General features: G+C 72.7%; 11 protein-coding genes. 4 read left to right on the top strand and 7 right to left on the bottom strand.

Annotated elements, in window-relative coordinates:
- Nucleotide 1: 1 nt before the first annotated feature.
- The 5 genes from ACF1CT_RS08795 to ACF1CT_RS08775 form a co-directional block, all read right to left on the bottom strand.
- A complete protein-coding gene (locus ACF1CT_RS08795; RefSeq protein ID WP_391783083.1) occupies nucleotides 2-1009 on the bottom strand; it encodes a mandelate racemase/muconate lactonizing enzyme family protein in 1008 nt (335 codons plus the stop codon).
- The gene (locus tag ACF1CT_RS08790; RefSeq protein ID WP_391783082.1) at nucleotides 1006-2388 is read right to left on the bottom strand and encodes a DUF6025 family protein; all 1383 of its coding nucleotides are present in this window, start codon (nucleotides 2386-2388) and stop codon (nucleotides 1006-1008) included. Before ACF1CT_RS08790 ends, ACF1CT_RS08795 begins: the two co-directional genes overlap by 4 nt.
- Nucleotides 2385-4937 (bottom strand): aconitate hydratase AcnA, encoded by a 2553-nt coding sequence (acnA, locus tag ACF1CT_RS08785; RefSeq protein WP_391783081.1) that lies wholly within the window; start codon nucleotides 4935-4937, stop codon nucleotides 2385-2387. The genes ACF1CT_RS08790 and acnA overlap by 4 nt, the downstream gene beginning before the upstream one ends.
- The gene (locus ACF1CT_RS08780; RefSeq protein ID WP_391783080.1) at nucleotides 4934-6322 is read right to left on the bottom strand and encodes a citrate/2-methylcitrate synthase; all 1389 of its coding nucleotides are present in this window, start codon (nucleotides 6320-6322) and stop codon (nucleotides 4934-4936) included. The genes acnA and ACF1CT_RS08780 overlap by 4 nt, the downstream gene beginning before the upstream one ends.
- A 102-nt stretch (nucleotides 6323-6424) precedes the next feature.
- Entirely contained in the window at nucleotides 6425-8071 is a 1647-nt protein-coding gene (locus ACF1CT_RS08775) for an amino acid adenylation domain-containing protein (protein WP_391783079.1), read from the bottom strand.
- A gap of 322 nt (nucleotides 8072-8393) precedes the next feature.
- Here ACF1CT_RS08775 and ACF1CT_RS08770 point away from each other — a divergent pair, with 322 nt between their 5' ends.
- The 3 genes from ACF1CT_RS08770 to ACF1CT_RS08760 all read left to right on the top strand — a co-directional run bounded on the left by ACF1CT_RS08770 (nucleotide 8394) and on the right by ACF1CT_RS08760 (nucleotide 13156).
- Complete coding sequence (locus ACF1CT_RS08770; RefSeq protein ID WP_391783078.1) at nucleotides 8394-9617, top strand: MFS transporter; 1224 nt, start codon at nucleotides 8394-8396, stop codon at nucleotides 9615-9617.
- 156 nt (nucleotides 9618-9773) lie between these two features.
- Nucleotides 9774-12488: a WD40/YVTN/BNR-like repeat-containing protein gene (locus tag ACF1CT_RS08765; RefSeq protein ID WP_391783077.1), complete on the top strand. Its 2715-nt coding sequence runs from the start codon at nucleotides 9774-9776 to the stop codon at nucleotides 12486-12488.
- On the top strand, nucleotides 12485-13156 hold the full coding sequence (locus ACF1CT_RS08760; protein ID WP_391783076.1) for an RraA family protein: 672 nt from the start codon (nucleotides 12485-12487) through the stop codon (nucleotides 13154-13156). The genes ACF1CT_RS08765 and ACF1CT_RS08760 overlap by 4 nt, the downstream gene beginning before the upstream one ends.
- 168 nt (nucleotides 13157-13324) lie before the next feature.
- Here ACF1CT_RS08760 and panD read toward each other — a convergent pair whose 3' ends face one another.
- Nucleotides 13325-13738, bottom strand: coding sequence for an aspartate 1-decarboxylase (gene panD / locus ACF1CT_RS08755; RefSeq protein ID WP_391783075.1), 414 nt, complete (start codon nucleotides 13736-13738; stop codon nucleotides 13325-13327).
- Nucleotides 13739-13871: 133 nt separating this feature from the next.
- Entirely contained in the window at nucleotides 13872-14636 is a 765-nt protein-coding gene (locus tag ACF1CT_RS08750; protein WP_391783074.1) for a thioesterase II family protein, read from the bottom strand.
- Between the two features lie 347 nt (nucleotides 14637-14983).
- On the opposite strand from ACF1CT_RS08750, the gene ACF1CT_RS08745 reads away from it, so the two are divergent.
- The coding region (locus ACF1CT_RS08745; RefSeq protein WP_391783073.1) for an amino acid adenylation domain-containing protein at nucleotides 14984-19163 on the top strand (4180 nt) is incomplete at its 3' end.

The raw sequence follows: 19163 nt of genomic DNA, 5'->3' as shown, positions 1-19163 counted from the left end.
GTCAGTTCTCTCCGTTTTTCGTGCCGGTGGTGGTGGCGCCGAGGCCGGGGGCCGTCGGCAGACCGATCACACCACGGTCGACCGCGGCGCCGGTATACGGGTCGCCGACGAGGCCGAGGTGGCCGTCCAGGTCGAGTTCGTCGGCGAGCGGCGCCAGCTGGGCCATGGCGGTGACCCCGAGAGAGCTCTCCAGCTTGCAGCCGAGCATGACCCGCAGCCCGGCGTGCCGGGCGAGTACGACGGTCTCGCGGGCCGCGAGGAGCCCGCCGCACGTGACCAGCTTGACGTTGACGCCGCCGACCCGGCCGGCCAGCCGTGCCACGTCCTCGGGTCCGGCGCAGTCCTCGTCGGCGTAGACCGGCAGGGGCGCGTTCTCGTGGACGTACCGCAGCGCCTCCGGGTCGCCGGGCGGCACCGGCTGTTCGAGCAGTTCGACGCCGTGCCGGTGCAGGGTGCGGGCGACCCGCAGCGCCCGTTCGGGGTCCCAGGAGCCGTTGCCGTCGACCCGGATGCGCCCGCCGTACACCGAGCGCAGCACCCCGGCGCGGCTGCCGTCGTCGTCCGGAGTGAACTTCAGCTTCAGCACCGGCCAGTCGGCGAGCGCCCGTCCGCGGGCCAGGAGTTCGTCGTCGGGGCAGGCCCCGATGGACAGGGCGGTCGGGGCGACGGGCAGCCCGTCCAGACCCAGCAGCCGGTGCAGCGGCTGTCCGCATGCCTTGCCGAGCAGATCGTGCAGCGCCATGTCGACGGCCGACCGCGCCGCCGGTCCGATCCCGGCGTCGGTCAGCCGGCCGAGTACCCGTCGCAGTGCGTGGGGCGAGGCCGTGTCCGTGAGCACCGGGGCGCAGGCGTCGATCTCGGCGGGGTCGGCGCCGCGGGCGGTGCCGTGCCCCGTCAGGCCTTCCCAGGTCAGCTCGACGACGCTCTGCCGCACCTCGGTGGTGACGCCCGTGTTGCTGGCGAAGGGCTCCTTGAGCGCGATCTCCATGGCTCGGTGTTCGAATCTCATCCGCCTGCCTCCTCGAACGCCGCGACCACCCCGCATGCCTGACGGAAGGTCAGGTCGCGGAAGCCCTCCGGCTCGACGGGCACCGCGTCGCCGCGCTCCTCGCCGTCGGCGGGCACGCCGCTGCCGCTGACGAAACGGCCCCGCAGATAGGGCGACAGCCGCTCGCCGTGCGTCGCGAACCAGCCGAGCGCCTGCTCGTGGGAGTCGCCGGGACCCGCCGCCCGCAGCCGCGCGAAGAGTTCCGCCAGCAGTTCGGCGTCGGCCCTCTCCGTGCTGGGCGGGCAGAGCATGAAGACCTGGGCCGGCAGCAGCACGAAGGCCACCGGGGCCGCCTCGTCGAAGTGGCGTACCAGCGGTGCGGTGATGGCCCGCAGCGAGCGGACGGTGGACCGGCGCGTCAGGTAGCCGCCGCGGCGCGGCGGGCAGCCCGCCATGGCCCGCGCACCCCAGTGCGCATGGGTGATGAAGGGGCTCTCCCGGACGCCGGCCGGCCGGTCCGGGCGGTGGGTGCCGAGCAGGGCGAACAGCACGTTGGTCAGCTGGAGCGACATCACCGGGAGCACCGGTGGCAGTTCCGGCAGCCGGTCGAAGAACGCGGCGGGTTCGACGAGGGCGCGCACCAACGCCATCGCCGCTTCGGCGAGCGCGCGGGCCGAGGGGTAGCGGTGCCCTTCGAGGACGTACCCCTCGCCGTCCCGCCTCAGGTCGCAGCGGTCCACCTCACCGGCGGGCCGGGCCGCGTGGCTGATCAGTTCCGACAGCCGGGTGCCCTGCTTCGCGGTGGCGTCCGCCTGTTCGATCAGCAGGGTCAGCATGTCGGTGACGAGGGGGCCGTTGTCGGCGAGGACGGCCGCCCACTGGGTGAAGCGGAAGCCGGGGATCTCCCGCATGCGCCGCCAGTGCAGTTCGACGAGCGGGACGAGTTCGCCGTCCACCTCGGCCCGGGTCAGCGGGCAGAACAGCGGGCGGGAGCGGTCGCGCCGGACGAAGCGGCGCCCGTCCCAGGTGTGCAGGGCCAGGGTCTCGCGGGTGCCCTTCTCGATCAGCGAGCCCGGCTGGTAGGCCTCGTCGCCGCCCTCGGTTGCGGCCTCGGTGCGGGTGAAACCGTAGATCAGCGGGTAGCCGTGGCCGCCGCCGCAGATCGCGGTGTTGAAGTCCATCGGCCCGGACCGGCCCCGGGCGATGTCGTCCCAGTTGCCGAGGTGCCCGGTGCGCGGCGGCAGCAGTCCCTCGTCCCGGTGGATCAGGTCGAGCACCGTGCCGATGCCCACGCCGTGGGTGCCGAGGTGCACCGGGGCGAAGGCCTTGGCCCCGGCGGCGAGGGCGTCGGCCGACGCGGCGGACCGCAGGCCCAGTTCGTCGAGGAGGCCCCCGTTCACCGCGCCTCCCCGTCCCGCAGCCGGGCCAGCAGATGCGGCAGGGTGCCGCCCGCCAGCAGGACGTCCCACTCCCCCGCCGACCGGACGTCGGCGCGCAGCACGAACGTGGTCCCGTCGGCCTCGGCGCGTACCGTGCCGGTCTCGCGCGCCCCGTCGAGTTCCAGGTGGAACGTCTCCCGGCCGGACAGGCCGAGCCTTTCGGGGTCCTGCGGCAGCAGCAGCGGCAGGATGCCCATGGCGCACAGGTTGGCGCGGTGGATGCGCTCGAAGCTCCGGGCGAGGACCGCCCGTACGCCCAGCAGCCACGGCCCCTTGGCCGCCCAGTCCCGGGAGGAGCCCATGCCGTAGGAGTGCCCGGCGAGCACGATCAGCGGGGTGTCCTCGGCGGCGTAGCGGCGCGCTGCCTCGTACACGGGCAGCCGCTCGCCGCTGGGCAGATGGAGGGTGGTGCCGCCGCTGTCGCCGTCGCCGACCAGGTGGTTGCGCAGGCGGGGGTTGCTGAAGGTGCCGCGGGCCATCACCTCGTGGTTGCCGCGTCGCGAACCGTAGGAGTTGAAGTCGCGCACCCCGAGCCCGCCCAGGTGGCGTCCGGCCGGTGAGTCGGCCGGGATCGCGCCGACCGGGGAGATGTGGTCGGTGCTGACGTCGTCGCCGAGCACGAGCAGCGCGCGGGCGCCGGCGAGGGGGCCGGTGCGGGGGCCGGCGTCGACGTAGGCCGGGGGGCGGATGTAGGTGGAGTCCTCGTCCCAGGCGAAGACCTCGGCGTCCGGGGCGGTGAGCGCCGCCCAGCCCCGCCGCTCCCGGGGGTCCCCGGGCTCCTCCGCGAAGACCTCGGGTTTCACGAACTCGGCTTCCAGGGCGCGCAGTTCGGTGTCGTCCGGCCACAGGTCGCGCAGCATCACGGGGGTGCCGTCGGCGGCGGTGCCCAGGGGTTCGCGGTCCAGGTCGGCGCGGACGTTGCCGACCAGGGCGAGCGCGACCACCAGGGCGGGCGAGGCCAGGTACCCGGCCCGGACCTGGGCGTGCACCCGGGCCTCGAAGTTGCGGTTGCCGCTGAGCACCGCGGCGACGGTGAGCCCGGCACGGTCGACGGCCTCGCCGACGCCCTCGTTCAGCGGGCCGCTGCCGCCGTTGCAGGTCATGCAGCCGTACCCGGCGACGTGGAAGCCGAGCCGTTCCAGGTCGTCGAGGAGCCCGGCGTCCCGCAGATAGCGGGTCACGGCCCGGGAGCCGGGGGCCAGGCTGGTCCTGACGTGGGCGGGCACGCCCAGACCGCGCCGCACGGCCCGCCGGGCGAGCAGTCCGGCGGCCAGCATCGACCTCGGGTTGGAGGTGCTGGTGCACGACGTGATGGACGCGATGACGAGGTCGCCGTCGGTGACACCGTCCTCGGTCCGGGGCGCGGCGGGATGCAGGGCGGCGAAGGAACCGGGCAGGTCGCCGAGGCCGATCCGCTGGTCGGGGCGGCTCGGCCCGGCCAGGTTCGGCCCGATCTCCCCCAGGTCGACGTCGATCACCCTGCCGAACCGGGGTTCGGCGTCCTCGCGCAGCAGGCGCTGGCGGCGGCAGTACTCCGCCACCAGGGCCGTGTCCCGCTCGTCGCGCCCGGTGATCCGCAGGTAGTCCAGGGTCTCGTCGTCCACCGGGAAGAAGGCGGACATCGCGCCGTACTCGGGCGCCATGTTGGCGATGGTGCAGCGGTCGGGGGCCGACAGGGCGGCGACGGACGGGCCGGTGAACTCCAGCATCAGCCCGCGTACGTTCTCCCGGCGCAGCCGTTCGGTGAGCGCGAGCACCACATCGGTCGACGAGGTGCCCGGCCGCACCGCACCGGTCAGCCGCACCCCGGCCACGGGCGGGACGCGGATCGGCTGGGCGAGGCCCAGCATGAGGGCCTCCGCCTCCAGGCCGCCGACGCCCCAGCCGAGGATGCCGAGGCCGTTGACCATGGTGGTGTGGCTGTCGGTGCCGATGACGGTGTCGGGGTGGAGCAGGTCGCCGGGCCCGTGGGCGACGACGGTCGCGAGCCGTTCCAGGTTGATCTGGTGCACGATGCCGCTGCCCGGCGGGATGACCCGCAGCCCGTCGAAGGCCCCCTCGGCCCACTTCAGGAACGTGTACCGCTCCGCGTTGCGGCGCAGTTCCAGCGCCTCGTTGCGGGCGAGCGCGTCCGGCCGCCCCGCGACATCGGTCTGGACGGAGTGGTCGACGACCACGTCGACGGGCAGCGCGGGGTTGACGCGCCCCGGTTCGGCCACCCGGTCGCGCAGCGCCGCCAGGTCCACCAGGAGCGGGATGCCGGTGTAGTCCTGCACGAGGATGCGGGCCGGCCGGAACGGCATCTCCAGGCCGGGGTCCTCCCCGGCCGCCAGCCGCTTGCCGAGTGCGGCGGCGGCCGCGTCGTCCCCGGCTCTGAGCAGGGACTCCATCAGCACGCGGCCGGTGTACGGGACGGCCCCGAGGTCGAAGCCGTTCGCGTCGGCGCACTCCGGCAGGCCGTACAGCTCGGCCGGCCGCCCGGCGAGCCGGGTCCTGATCGGCGCGGTCATCGGGCGCCCACCTCCCGTATCGCGGGGAAGTCACGGTGCTGCGGGCCGACGTAGTCGAGCAGCGGCCGGATCAGGACGTTGTCCGCCTGCTGCTCCAGCGCCTGCGCCACCCAGCCGGCGGTGCGGCCGATGACGAACAGCGGCACCGCGAGGTCGTCGGGGAGGCCCAGCAGCCGGTAGGCGAGGCCCGCGTAGAGGTCGACGTTGGCGGCGAGGCCGTGCCGCCCGTAGGGGCGCATGGCCTCGGCGACGGCGTCCAGGATGTCGAGACCGCTGTGGTCGCCGCGCTCCCGGCTCAACTCGACGACGGTGGCCCGCAGATGGCGCACCCGGGGGTCCTCGGTGCGGTAGACGCGGTGGCCGAAGCCCATCACCGGTTCGCCCCGGCCGCGCAGTTCGGCAACGTACTCCCCGGCACGCCCGGGCTCGCCCACGTCGTCGAGCAGCCTCATGACGCGCTCGGCGGCGCCACCGTGCACCGAGCCGGCGAAGGTGGCGACGGCCGCGGTCACCGAGGCCGTCATCCCGGCCCGGGAGCCGGTGGCGACGCGGGCGGCGAACGCCGAGGCGTTGGAGCTGTGGTCGGCGTGGACGATGAGCCCCTTGTTGAGGAACCGGACCGCGGCCGGTGTGGGCCGCTCGCCGAGCAGGGTGGTGAGGAACGCCTCCGCGTAGGACATCTCCTCGTCCGGGAGCGACGGTTCGCGGCCTTCGCGGAAGGCGTGGTGGGCGGCGACCAGCATCGGGATCCGGGCGATCAGCGCGATGCCGGTGTCACGGGCCTGCTCGTACGTCTCGTCGACGGTGGCGTCGCGCCGGGGCCCGAACGCGCCGAGCGCGGAGACGGCGGTGCGCAGCGCGTCCATGGGGTGGGCGTGCGCCAGCGAGCGGACCAGGTCGAGGACCGGTCCGGGCAGCCAGCGCGCGGCGCGCAGCTCCTTCTCGAAGGCGGACAGGGCTGTGGCGTCCGGGAGTTCGCCGTGGACGAGCAGGTGGGCCACCTCCTCGAAGGAGGCGCGCTCGGCCAGGTCGTGGATGCTGTAGCCGCGGTACTCCAGGACTCCCTCGGCACCGTCGATGCGGGTGATGGTGGTCCGGTCGAAGCTGACGCCGTCCAGACCGCGGTGCACGGTGTCGCGGCGGCCGGCGGCGGGGGCCGGGGCCGGGGCGCTGCCCTCGGCGAACTCGCGGATCGCCACCACCGAGCGCAGGGAGAGCGTGAGTTCGTCGTCGACGGTCACGCCGTAGGCCTCTTCGAGGGCCACCATCAGCGAGACGTGGCCGAGCGAGTCCCATTCCCGGATCGACTGGTATTCGAGGGCGTCGGTGACCCGGTCCTCGGTGATGCCCAGGGTGCGGGCGACGAGGGCGTCGACGCTGCTCATGGTTCCCCTCCTGAGGTTGGTCGTGCGCGATGTCGTGGGGTCGGGCGTCGGCATGGGCCGCACGGTGCCGGGCCTGCCGGGCACGGCGTCATAAGTCGGGCGTCAACGCGGTTCGGACACGGCGTCCCGCACCGCCCGCGGACGCGGACCGGACGCGGCGTCCCCGACCTCGTGCGGACGCGGACCGGACGCGGTCTCGTCCAGCCATCGGATCAGGGCCGGGCGGTCCACCTTGCCGTTGGCGTTGACGGGCATCTCGTCGACGACCCGCACGGTCCTCGGCACCATGTAGGCGGGCAGGCCGTCCGCGCAGGCGTCGGCCAGGGCGGTGGGGTCGGCGGTGCCGGACACCACGGCGGTGACCGTCTGGGCGTCGGGCCACTGGAGTGCCACCGCCTCCGGGGCCCCGGCCCGGCGCAGGGCTCCCTCGATCTCGCCGAGTTCGACGCGGTGGCCGCCGATCTTGACCTGCTGGTCGTTGCGGCCGAGGCAGACGTACTGGCCGTTCAGGTACCGCACCAGGTCGCCGGTACGGTAGTAGCGCAGGCCGTCGCGTTCGAAGTACCGCCGGGCCGTCAGCTCGGGGGCCCGCCAGTAGCCGGGCGTGGTCTGCGGCCCGGCCACGCACAGCTCGCCCGCTTCGCCGTCCGGCACGTCGGCGAGCCGTTCGTCGACGACGACGGCGTCGAGCCCCGGATAGGGCCGTCCGATCGGGACGTTGTCGTGGACGCATTCGGCCGGGCCGGTCGCCGGGTCCCAGCGGTAGGCGGTGCAGGCGATGGTGAGTTCGGTCGGCCCGTACAGGTTCTCCACGGTGGAGTGCGGCGCCGCCGCCTGCCAGTCCTCGGCGATGGCACGCGGCAGCGCCTCCCCGCAGAAAAGGCTCCAGCGCAGCGTCGGCATGGTGCCCGGCCGCAGCACTCCGCGACGGCGCAGCACGGCGGCGACGGACGGCACCGAGAACCAGACCGTGATGCCGTTGCGCTCCAGGTACCGGAAGGGCGCGAGCAGCTCGATGGGGTCCATGGAACACACCCGGGCACCGTTGTCCCAGGCCATGAACAGATCGAAGACCGACAGGTCGAAGGTCTGGTCGAAGGTCTGGGTGAGGCGGTCGTCGGGGGTGAGGCGGTAGCGGTCCCGGTTGGCGTCGAGGAAGGCGCGCACGTTGCCATGGGTGACCGGCACCCCCTTGGGCCGGCCGGTGCTGCCCGAGGTGAACAGGAGGTACGCCAGGTCGTCGGGGCCGGGGCCGGGCAGTTCCGCCGACGGCGCGAACCGCGCGAGGTCGGCCGCGTCCAGCACCCGGTACCCGTCGAGCCCCGGCACCTCGGTCCGCGCCGTGTCGGGCAGCAGGACGACGGGGCGGCGCTCCAGCCCCTCCAGGAGTTCGGGGAGCCGGGCGGCCGAGGCCGCGTCCGCGAGGACGGCGTCGACCTCGGCGCGGGCCAGCATGGTGCGGGTCCGCGCGGCCGGGAACTTCCGGTTGAGCGGGACGAAGGCGGCGCCCGCGAACAGTGCGGCGGCCACACCCAGATAGGAGACCTCGCTGCGGTCGGCGAGCACCCCGATCCGGCGGGGCCGGCCGTCGGCCGCCTCGACGAGGGCGGCGGCCCAGCGCCGTGCGACGGTCGCGGTCTCCTCGTACGTGTAGTCGCGACGCCCGATGGTCAGGGCGACGCGGTCGGGAAGGACGCTCGCGTGATGGAGCAGGCCGGCGCCCAGGCTTCGGTCGAGTGCTGTGGTCATGTCGGTCCGAACTCCGTTGACGGGAAGCCAGTGTCGTGACCGGCCGTGTTCGCCCGCGACGGGGCGGAGATTGCCGGGACGGGCACGGGGCCGACGCTAGCCCCAGACGGAACGGGCCGGTCCCTTGAGACCGCACTTCTCCTTAAACGAGTAAATCCTCTTCTGCTCATAGGTCTCGTACTGTGCGCACGCGGCTCAACGAGCAGAACGGGATTTTCGCGCTCAATTCCTTTTGTGGGCGCAAGCATCGACGGCTCCGACGGTGACCTAGCCTCGCCGGGAGAGAAGAGCGGGGAGAGAAAGAGCGAGGAGCGTCATCGGAATGAAATCCCTCCTGCCTCCGCCCGGACCCGCACGCCTCCTCACGGTCATCACCATGGTGATGACGCTCGGCCAGGGGCTGTGGATGGCGCTCAGCTCGATCTACGCGGTGACCGTCCTGCACCTGACGGTCGGTCAATTGGGCATCAGTGTGAGCGTGGCCGCCGCGATCGTCCTGTTGTGCAGCATCCCGCTCGGGCATCTCGCCGACCGGGCCGGCCCGCGGACCGTGCAGATCTGGTCGTTCCTGGTGCTGTCCGTGCTGACCTGCGCACTGCTGTTCGCCGACGACTTCTGGCCGTACATGGTCATCGTCTCCGTCCAGGGCATCGCCTACCGGTCCGGCCGCTCCGCGCGCAAGGCCATGATCGCGGGTCTCATTCCCTCGGCGAACCGGGTGACCGTGCTCGCCCAGGTGCGCGCGGCCTCCAACGCGAGTGTCGCGGTCGGGGCGTGCCTCGCCGGTCTGGTGCTCGCGGTGGGTTCGCGTGTGGCGTTCCAGGGGGCGGTGGGCTTCATCGCCGTCACCTTCCTCCTCACCGGCCTGCTCACGTTCAAGGAACCGTCCGTGCCGCCGGTTCCGGCGTCGGCGGGTCCGGCGCTCGCGGTGCTGCGGGACGGCCCGTACCTCGCGTTCGCCGCCCTGGACGGGCTGCTGACCACCCACGCCATCCTGCTCGACGTGGTGCTGCCGCTGTGGGTGATCCAGCACACGGGGGCGCCCCGTTGGGCGAGCGCGGCCATCCTGCTGCTCAACACCGTCCTGGTGGTGGCCGTCCAGACCCGGGCCGCCCGCGGCGCGGATCACCCGGCGGCCGCCGCGCGGGCAAGTTTCCAGGGCGCGGGCTGCGTCGCGGCCGCCTGCCTGGTGTTCGCGCTGAGCGACGGGGTGGCCATCGCACCGGCCTGCCTGCTCCTGGCGGTGGGCGCCGTCGCCCACGCCCTCGGCGAAGTGCGTCAGGCGGCGGGTAGTTGGGGCATCGCCTTCGACCTGGCCCCGGACCACGCCCAGGGCCAGTACCAGGCCACGCACGCCATGGGCGCCGACATCGGCAAGATGATCGCCCCTGCGGTCTTCACCTGGCTGGTGCTCGATCACGGGGCGCTGGGATGGGTGATCCTGGCCGCGGCGTTCGCCGTGCTGGGCGCGGCGATGCCCGCCATCGTCGCCCGCGGACTGCGCTCCCGGTCGGCCGCCGCCGACGAGGTGCCCACGACCGGCTGACCGGTCATCCCCGCGTGCCGCGACGCCGCCCGTCTCCTCCCTCCCTCTCTTCTCTTCCCTTCCCTTACCTCGCCCCCCGTCCCCGTCCCCGTTCTCGTCCGGCATCACCTACGCAAGGGCTACGGCCTTCGCCCGCGGCCGTTACAGGAGTTCATCATGACCACGTGGAACGTCGCGCCGCGCAGTGTGAACCTCCAGGGCATCTGCCTGGTGGACGAGGCGCACGGCTGGACCGTCGGGGACGGCGGCATGATCCTCGCGACACGCGACGGCGGCACCGGGTGGTCGCCCCAGGGCGACACGGACAAGGATCTGCGCGCGGTGTCGTTCGTCGACACACGACGGGGCTGGGCCGCGGGCCGCGACGGGGTCCTGCTGCGCACCGAGGACGGCGGCGGGCACTGGCGACGGCAGGAATCGGGCACCGAACGCAACCTCTACGGCGTCTCGTTCGACCCGTCCGGCCGGACCGGCTGGGCCGTCGGGGACGGCGGCACCGTGCTCGCCTCCCACGACGGCGGGAACAGCTGGCGGCACCGGCGGACCGGGTCCGACGCACACTTCACGCGTTGCTTCGCCCTTGACGAACGGGTGGCCTGGATCGTGGGCAGAAAGGGCGCGATCCTGGCGACGACGGACGCCGGAGCGACCTGGACGGCCCACGACGGCGGTACCCGGGACGATCTGCGGGGCGTCCTCGCCGTCTCCCCCGACCGTTGCTGGGTGGTCGGGCGCGGGGGGACCGTGCTGCGCACCGAGGACGGCGGAGCCACCTGGGCCGGGGCCGACAGCGGCACCGAGCTGGACGTCTACGGGGTGTGGGCGGCACCGGACGGGCGCACGGTGTGGATATCGGGCGACGACGGAATGATCCGCGTCTCCACCGACGGAGGCCGCACCTTCTCTCACCTGTCCAGCGGCACCGGCAAGGACGTGGTCACGCTCGCCTTCGCACCCGACGGGCTGCGCGGCCGGGCGGCCGGCGACGACGGCCTGATCCTGGCCACCGAGGACGGGGGCCACACCTGGAACCCTCAGCTCAACGGCGTGCACAAGGACTTCGTGAGCGTGCACGGTGAGGGGCCGGTCCGCTGGGTGGTGGGGCAGGACGGCGCCGCAGCCGTGACCGTCGACGGGGGCGCCACCTGGCGCGACGCCTGCGCCGAGGGCAGCCCGCTGCTGTGGGCGGTGCGCGGCGCGGGCGACGGGCTGCGGGCCTGGGCGGCGGGCGACGACGGCACCGTCCTCGCCACCAACGACGGCGGCACCACCTGGCACCGGCGGACCACCCCCACCACCGAGGATCTGCACGCCCTGCACCTGACCGCGTCGCGCGGCTGGGCCGTCGGCACCGCCGCGACCGTACTCGCCACCACGGACGGCGGCACCACCTGGCACCGGCAGGACATCCCGGCCACCGGGCACCTGCACGCCGTGCACGGCCCGGACGACGGGCTGCGGGCCTGGGCGGCCGGCGACGACGGCACCGTCCTCGCCACCACCGACGGCGGCACCACCTGGCACCGGCAGACCACCCCCACCACCGCCGCCCTGACGGCCCTGCACGCCGTCGACGCCCACACGGTGTGGGCGGTCGGCCGGGCCGGCACACTCCTGGTCACCCGGGACGGCGGCACCACCTGGTCCCTCCGGGACAGCGGCACGGACGCCGCGTTGTGGGGCATCGCGTTCACCGCCTCGGGCGAACTCGGCTGGGCCGTCGGGGACGCGGGCACGATCCTGTCCACCTCGGACACGGGGGCCCGGTGGCGGCGCCAGGACGGCACCGCCGCCAACAACCTCAAGGGCGTATGGGTCTCGCCCGACGGCAAGGGACTGAACGCCACCGGGGACGGCGGTCTGGTCCTCGGCAGCGAGGACACCGGGGAGACCTGGCGCACGCATGTCTCCGGCACCGGCAAGAACCTCTACGGCGTGCACGTCCTCCCGGACGCGGACGGCGGCTGGGTGGTCGGCGACGGCGGCACGGTCCTCGTCTCGCGGGACGCGGAACGGTGGAGTCCGCGCCCCATCGGCCCTGCCACGAACCTGTACGGGATCGCGGCTCCGGACGCCGACACGGCGTGGGTGGCGGGCCGGGGCGGAACCGTCATGGTCACCCGCGACGGCGGCGCCACCTGGCAGGCCCAGGAGACCGGCACCCGCGCCGACCTGCTCTCGGTGCACCTGCGTCCCGACCGGCGCACCGGTTGGGCCGTGGGCGACCGGGGCACGATCCTCGCCACCGACGACGGAGGGGCGACCTGGCTCCCGCGGTCCGGCGCACCGGCCGGAGTCGCGCTGTGGACGGTGGCGTTCGCGGACGACCGGACCGGCTGGGCCGTGGGCACCGGCGGCACCCTCCTGAACTCCCGTGACGGCGGCGCCACCTGGCTGCCTCAGGACCCCGGCGGCACGGACGACCTGGTCGGCCTGCACGTCGTCGACGACCGCCGGTGCTGGGCCGTGGGCGACGACGGAACGGTCCTCGGCAGCGACGACGGCGGCGCCACCTGGCACCGCCGCACCGTCGGCACCACCCAGAGCCTCAACGCGGTCCACTTCGCCCCCGACGGCCGCGTGGGCTGCGCCGTCGGCCGCAGCGACACCGTGCTGTTCACCCGGGACGGCGGGGCCAACTGGCTTGCCCGATCGACCGGTTCGGGCATGTCCCTGTGGGCCGTGCACATCTCCTCGGAGCTGTGTTGTTGGATCGTGGGCGACGAGGGAGCCGTACTGTCGACGAGAGACGGCGGCGCCAGTTGGCAGCCGCACTCCTACAGCCCCGAGAAGGACGCGCCGCCTCGGCCCCGCGCCCACAACAGCAACAGCAACAGCAACAGCAACAGCAACGAAACAGGGAACCCATGACAGACACCCCCACCGCCGCGCCCGTCCCCGCATCCGAGTCCGCATCGGCATCCGCGTCCGTGTTCGCGGAGATCCCGACCACCACCCTCGCCGACGTCCTGGGCCGTGCGCAGGTCATGGGCACCGGCATCCGCCCGCTGTGGTCGCCGGTGCCCCGCGTCGCCGGACCGGCGTTCACCGTGCGGTGCCCTCCCGGTGACAACCTCATGTTGCACGCCGCCATCCACCGCGCCGAACCCGGGGCCGTCATCGTCGTCGAGTCGGGCGACCCGGATTACGCGCTGGCCGGCGGAAACGTCTGCGCCGTCGCACAGCGCCGGGGTGTCGTGGCCTTCGTCGCCGACGGGCTGATCCGCGACCTCGCCGAGGTCCGGGAGATGGGCTTCCCCGTCTTCGCCCGCGGGGTGATCCCCTTCCCCGGCGGCAAGAAGGTCGTCACACCTCTCAACACCGAAGTCCACTGCGCCGGCGTCACGGTGAACGCCGGGGACATCGTCGTCGCCGACGAGGAGGGCATCGTCGTCGTCCCCTCCGCCCGCGCCGAGGAGACCCTGGCCGCCGCCCGGGCCAAGCTGGCCAAGGAGGCCGGCGAGACCCTCGACGCCTGGGAGGACGCCCACCGCACCCGCATCGACAAGATCCTGCGCGACCAGGGCTTCGAGGGCTGACGAGCACGGCGGGGGCCGCCGCTCAAGGAGTGGCGGCCCCCGCGAAGAAGCACGACGCCCCCGTCCCATCCCGCGTACTCGCGGCCGGCGTCGGCGGTGTCGTCGGAATCGGGAACCCGCACTCGGCCCACGGCCTTCCCCGCGCTCGGCCCACGGCCTTCCCCGCACTCAGCCCACGACGTTCCCCGCACTCAGCCCGGAGCCGACCGGGACGTCGGCGGGATCGCCGCCCTGGGAGGCGACCCTGTTCTCCCCGTCGACGAAGACCACCCGGGGGACGAGGTCACCGGCCTCGCGGTCGTCGACAGAGGCGTACGCGATGATGATGACGAGGTCTCCGGGGCTGATGAGCCGCGCGGCCGCGCCGTTGATACCGATGACGCCCGAGTCGCGGGGCCCCTCGATGACATACGTGGACAGGCGGGCTCCGTTGTCGATGTCGACGATGTCGACCTTCTCCCCGGGAAGCAGGTCAGCGGCCTCCATCAGGTCCTTGCTCACCGTGACGGATCCGACGTAGTGCAGGGCCGCCTGGGTGACGGTGGCCCGGTGGATCTTGGACTTCATCATGGTCCGGTACATGTCACTCATTCCTTGGGTCTCGCGTCGGAGCGGGCCGGCGCCCGGATGGCCGGTGGACGGTGCCGAATGCCCGGTGGCCGGTGGATCGGTGCCCGATGGATCGGTGGCCGGTGGATCGGTGCCCGGTGGCCGGTCAGAGGAGGGCGCCGAGGCGCCGCCGGAAGTCCCCGATCACCTCGACCTCGTGGTCGACGAGGAAGAAGTGACCGCCGGTGAAGGAACGTGCCTCGAACGGCGCGGTGGTGAGCTCGGACCAGGCCCGGACGTCCTCGGCGGACGGCCCGGGGTCCGACTCCCCGTAGTAGGCGGTGATCGGGATGCTCACGGCAGGGGCCTTGGGACCTGCCGCATAGGCGTCGAGCAACTCGTAGTCGGAACGGATCGGCGGCAGGACCAGCTCCTGCAGCTCGGGGTCGCGCAGGAGTTCCGCGCCGGGCCCGCCGAGACCGTGCACGGTGGCCAGCAACTGCTCGTCGGTGAGGTCGCCGTTGGCGACGCGCTTGAGACGGTGCGGTGCCCCCCGGCCCGAGACGAAGAGCGCCACGGGGGTCTTCGTGGCGTCGCGTGCGGCGAGCAGGGCGGCCACCTCGTGGGCGACCGACGCGCCCATGCTGTGCCCGAAGAAAGCCGTGGGCGTGCCCAGGTGAGGAGCCAGCGCGTCGGCGATCTGCTCGGCGAGTTCCGTCATGTCGCCGATGAGCGGGTCGATGATGCGCTCCTCGCGCCCCGGGTAGCGGACCGCGCTCACCTCCCACCCCTCCGGCATCGCCGGGTGCCAGGTACGGAAGAAGCTCGCCGTACCGCCCGCGTGCGGGAAGCAGACGATCCGTGCCCGGGGTGAGGCGACGGGCTGGAAGGTTCGCAACCACGGTGTGCGGAGGGCGGAGGAAGGGACCATGGGCGGGACCCTAGGCGTGCGTCTTATCGACGCCCTATCGGTTTCCCAACCGGCCGACGGCATGCGTCGCACGGTCCGGGACACCGTATTGCGAAGCATGCTCGATAACGAGACGAAAGCTGTGCGACCTACCTTCTGAGCTGGCGTGATGACGGTGGTCAGGGGTCCCCGGGGGGCACGGATTCCCTGTCCCGCGCCACTGGCCCCCTTTCGGTCGCGCCGGTCCCGGGACCCGGCCGCACGGCGCGGCGCGGCGGATTCGGGGCATCGGTGCCGGGGCACCTCGGCGGGCCTATCCGACCGGCCCACCACGAGCATCACTACGGACTGCACTAGGAGTCAGCGGCATGGCTGGAACATCGAGGCACGGTTCGGAGCTGCCGGGCGTGGGCATTTCGGTGCCTGCCGCGTGGAACGACACGCAGCGGGAGGTGCCCGTCGCGAGTCTGCACGAGCTGTTCGCGCAGCAGGTAGCGCGGACACCGGACGCCGTGGCGGTGCTGTGCGGGGACGACCGGCTGACCTACGCGGAACTCGACGCCCGCGCCGACCGCCTCGCCCACCTGCTGTCCGGCCGGGGCGCCGGACCCGAGCGCTACGTGGCAGTGGCCCTGCCCCGGGGCCTGGACCTGCCGGTCGCACTGCTCGCGGTGGCCAGGACCGGCGCCGCCTACCTGCCGGTCGACCCGGAGCACCCGGCCGAGCGGATCGGCTACATCTTCGCGGACGCGGACCCCGTGTGCGTCCTGGCCACCACGGCTACGGCACCGCGCCTGCCGGTGGAGGCCTCGCTGCTGGTCGCCCTGGACACCGCGGAGGTCCGGACGGAACTCACCGCCCTGCCGGAGACCGCACCGGCCCCCGCCGCGGTCTCCCCGGACCATCCCCAGTACGCCATCTACACCTCCGGTTCGACGGGCCGTCCCAAGGGCGTCGTCATCACCGGCCGCAACCTTGTCAACTTCCTGGCCGCCATGCAGGAGCGATTCGCCCCGGCCCCCTCGGACCGGCTGCTGGCCGTGGCCACGGTCGCGTTCGACATCGCGGGCCTCGACTTCTACCTGCCTCTGCTGTCCGGCGCCTCGGTGGTCGTCGCGACGTCCGAACAGGCCCGGGACGCCGCCCGCATCGCCGAGCTGCTGACCGATCGCGGCATCACCCTCATGCAGGCCACGCCGTCACTGTGGCAGGGCCTGATCGCCCAGCACCCGGAGGCGGTGCGCGGTCTGCGCATCCTGGTCGGCGCGGAGCCGCTGCCACCGGCACTGTCCCTGCGGATGCGGGAGCTCGCCGCGAGCGTGACCAACCTGTACGGCCCGACGGAAACCACCGTCTGGTCGGTCCTCACGGACGTCACCGAGGACGGACGCGCACCGATCGGCCGGCCGATCGGCAACATGCGGATGTACGTCCTGGACGCCGCGCTGCATCCGGTCCCGGTCGGCACGCCGGGCGAACTGTACATCGCCGGGCACGGTTTGGGACGCGGCTATCTGGGCCGCCCCGACCTGACGGCGGAACGTTTCATCGCGAACCCCTTCGACGCGGCCGGGTCGCGCATGTACCGCACGGGCGACCTCGTGTCCTGGCGCCCCGACGGCCTGCTGGACTATCACGGCCGCGTCGACTTCCAGGTGAAGGTGCGCGGTTTCCGCATCGAGCTGGGCGAGATCGAGGCGGTCGTCGCGGCCGACCCTGCCGTGGCCCAGGTCGTCGCGGTGGTCCGCGAGGACCAGCCGGGCGACCAGCGCATCGCGGCCTATGTCGTGCCGGTCGGCGGCGATTCCGCCGTCGACGTGACCCGGCTCCGAAAGCGCGCCGCGGAGGTCCTGCCCGCGTACATGGTCCCGGCGGCGTTCGTCGTGCTCGACTCCTTCCCGCTGAACCCGAACGGCAAGGTCGACCGCAAGGCGCTGCCCGCACCGGACTTCACGGCGGCTGCCGGGGCGGCGGGGACGGGTGCCTCCGGACGCCGGCCGCGCGACGTGCGTGAGGACGTCATGTGCGCGCTGCTCAGCGAGGTGCTCGGCGTCGAGCGCGTGGCGGTCGACGACAGCTTCTTCGACCTCGGCGGCCACTCGCTGCTGGCCACCCGCCTCATCAGCCGGATCCGCGCGGCCTTCGGCGTGGAACTTGCCATGCGAGACCTGTTCGAGGCGCCGACCGCCGCCGGTATCGCGGGGCGGCTCGAAGAAGCCTCGGGCACCCGGCCCGCACTGGCCCCGAAGGAGCGGCCGGAACGACTGCCGCTGTCCCCGGCCCAGCGGCGCCTGTGGTTCCTGCACCAACTGGAGGGCCCCGGAGCCACCTACAACCTGCCCATGACCCTGCGGTTGTCGGGTGCGTTGGACGTGCCGGCCCTGCGGGCCGCCCTGGGCGACCTGGTCGTCCGGCACGAGAGCCTGCGTACCGTCTTCGCCGAGACGGACGGTACGCCCTACCAGCGAATCCTGGACGGAGAGGCGGCCCTGCCGGTCGTCGACGTCGTCGAGACGACGGCGGACGACCTGGGGACGGCGCTGGCGCGGGCCGCCGAGTACGCCTTCGACCTGGCGTCCGAGATCCCGCTGCGGGCCACTCTGTTCACCCTCGGACCGGACGAGCACGAGTTGCTGCTCCTGATGCACCACATCGCCGGGGACGGCTGGTCGCAGACGCCGTTGGTGGGTGATGTGTCGGTGGCGTACGCGGCCCGTCGTGAGGGCCGGGCCCCGGCGTGGGAGCCGCTGCCGGTGCAGTACGCCGACTACGCGTTGTGGCAGCGGGACCTCCTCGGCGACGAGTCCGACCCGGAGAGCGTGATCGCCCGCCAGATCGACCACTGGCGCACCGCACTGGCCGGGCTGCCGGAACAGCTCGAACTGCCTGCCGACCGGTCACGCCCGGCCGAGGCAAGCCACCACGGCGAGACGATCCCCTTCCTGTGGGACACCCAACTCCACGAAGCAATCGTCCGCCTCGCCCGCGAACACCAGTCGACCGTCTTCATGGTGGTGCAGTCCGCCCTCGCCGCCCTCCTCACCCGCCTCGGAGCCGGCACCGACATCCCCATCGGCACAGCCGTCGCCGGCCGGACCGACGACGCCCTCGACAACCTCGTCGGCTTCTTCGTCAACACCCTCGTCCTGCGCACCGACACCTCCGACAACCCCACCTTCACCGAACTCCTCGACCGCGTCCGCGACACCGACCTCGCCGCCTACGCCCACCAGGACGTCCCCTTCGAACGACTCGTCGAGATCGTCTCCCCCACCCGGTCACTGTCCCACCACCCGCTCTTCCAGGTCATGCTCACCTTCCAGGGCAACGACACACCCGCCCAACTCCCCGGCCTCACCGTCGAACCACACCTCATCCAGGCCGAATCAGCCAAATTCGACCTGTCCTTCGACATCGAGGAACGCACCACAGCCGAAGGACACCCCGCAGGCGTCCACGGCTCCGTCGAATTCGCGACGGACCTCTTCGACCGGGAAACCGCCCACGCCATCGCGGAACGACTCGAACGACTGCTGCGCTCGGTCACCACCGACCCGTCGCGGCCACTGAGCACCCTGGACATCCTCTCCGCGCAGGAACAGCGGCAACTGCTGCGGGAATGGAACGACACCGCACACACCGTTCCCGACGCCACCCTGCCCGACCTGTTCCAGGCCCAGGCCACCCGCACCCCGCACGCCATCGCCGTACAACACGACAACAACACCCTCACCTACACGGAACTGAACACCCGGGCCAACCGCCTCGCCCACCACCTCATCAGCCAGGGCATCGGCCCCGAACAGTACGTCGCCCTCGCCCTCCCCCGCAGCCCCGACCTCGTCACCACCATCCTCGCCATCCTCAAGACCGGCGCCGCCTACCTCCCCATCGACCCCGACTACCCCACCGACCGCATCACCTACATGCTCCACAACTCCACACCCGCACTCCTCATCACCGACACCACCACAACCACCCAACTCCCCACCACGAACACCCCCCACCTCACCCTCGACACCCACCCCCACCACAACCAGCCCACCCACAACCCCACCGACACCGACCGCACCACCCCACTCCACCCCCACAACCCCGCCTACATCATCTACACCTCAGGCTCCACCGGACGCCCCAAAGGCGTCATCGTCGAACACCACTCCCTCAACCACTACCTCGCCTGGGCACACCACCTCTACCCCTCCATGAACCAACAAGCCCTCGTCCACTCCCCCATCGCCTTCGACCTCACCATCACCGGCCTCCTCGGCCCCCTCACCACCGGCGGCACCGCCCACCTCATCGAACTCAACGACCACACCACACCCCCCACCACACCCCCCACCTTCGTCAAAGCCACCCCCTCCCACCTCACACTCCTCAACACCCTCAACCCCACCTTCTCCCCCACCCAACAACTCGTCCTCGGCGGCGAATCACTCACCACCGAAAGCCTCACCACCTGGCGCAACAACCACCCCCACACCACCATCATCAACGAATACGGACCCACCGAAACCACCATCGGCTGCACCTCCCACACCATCC

Source organism: Streptomyces sp. NPDC014734 (assembly GCF_043083325.1).
GTDB lineage: Bacteria > Actinomycetota > Actinomycetes > Streptomycetales > Streptomycetaceae > Streptomyces.
The sequence above is the reverse complement of the archived record's forward strand: the minus strand, read 5'-3'. Positions and strand labels throughout refer to the sequence as shown.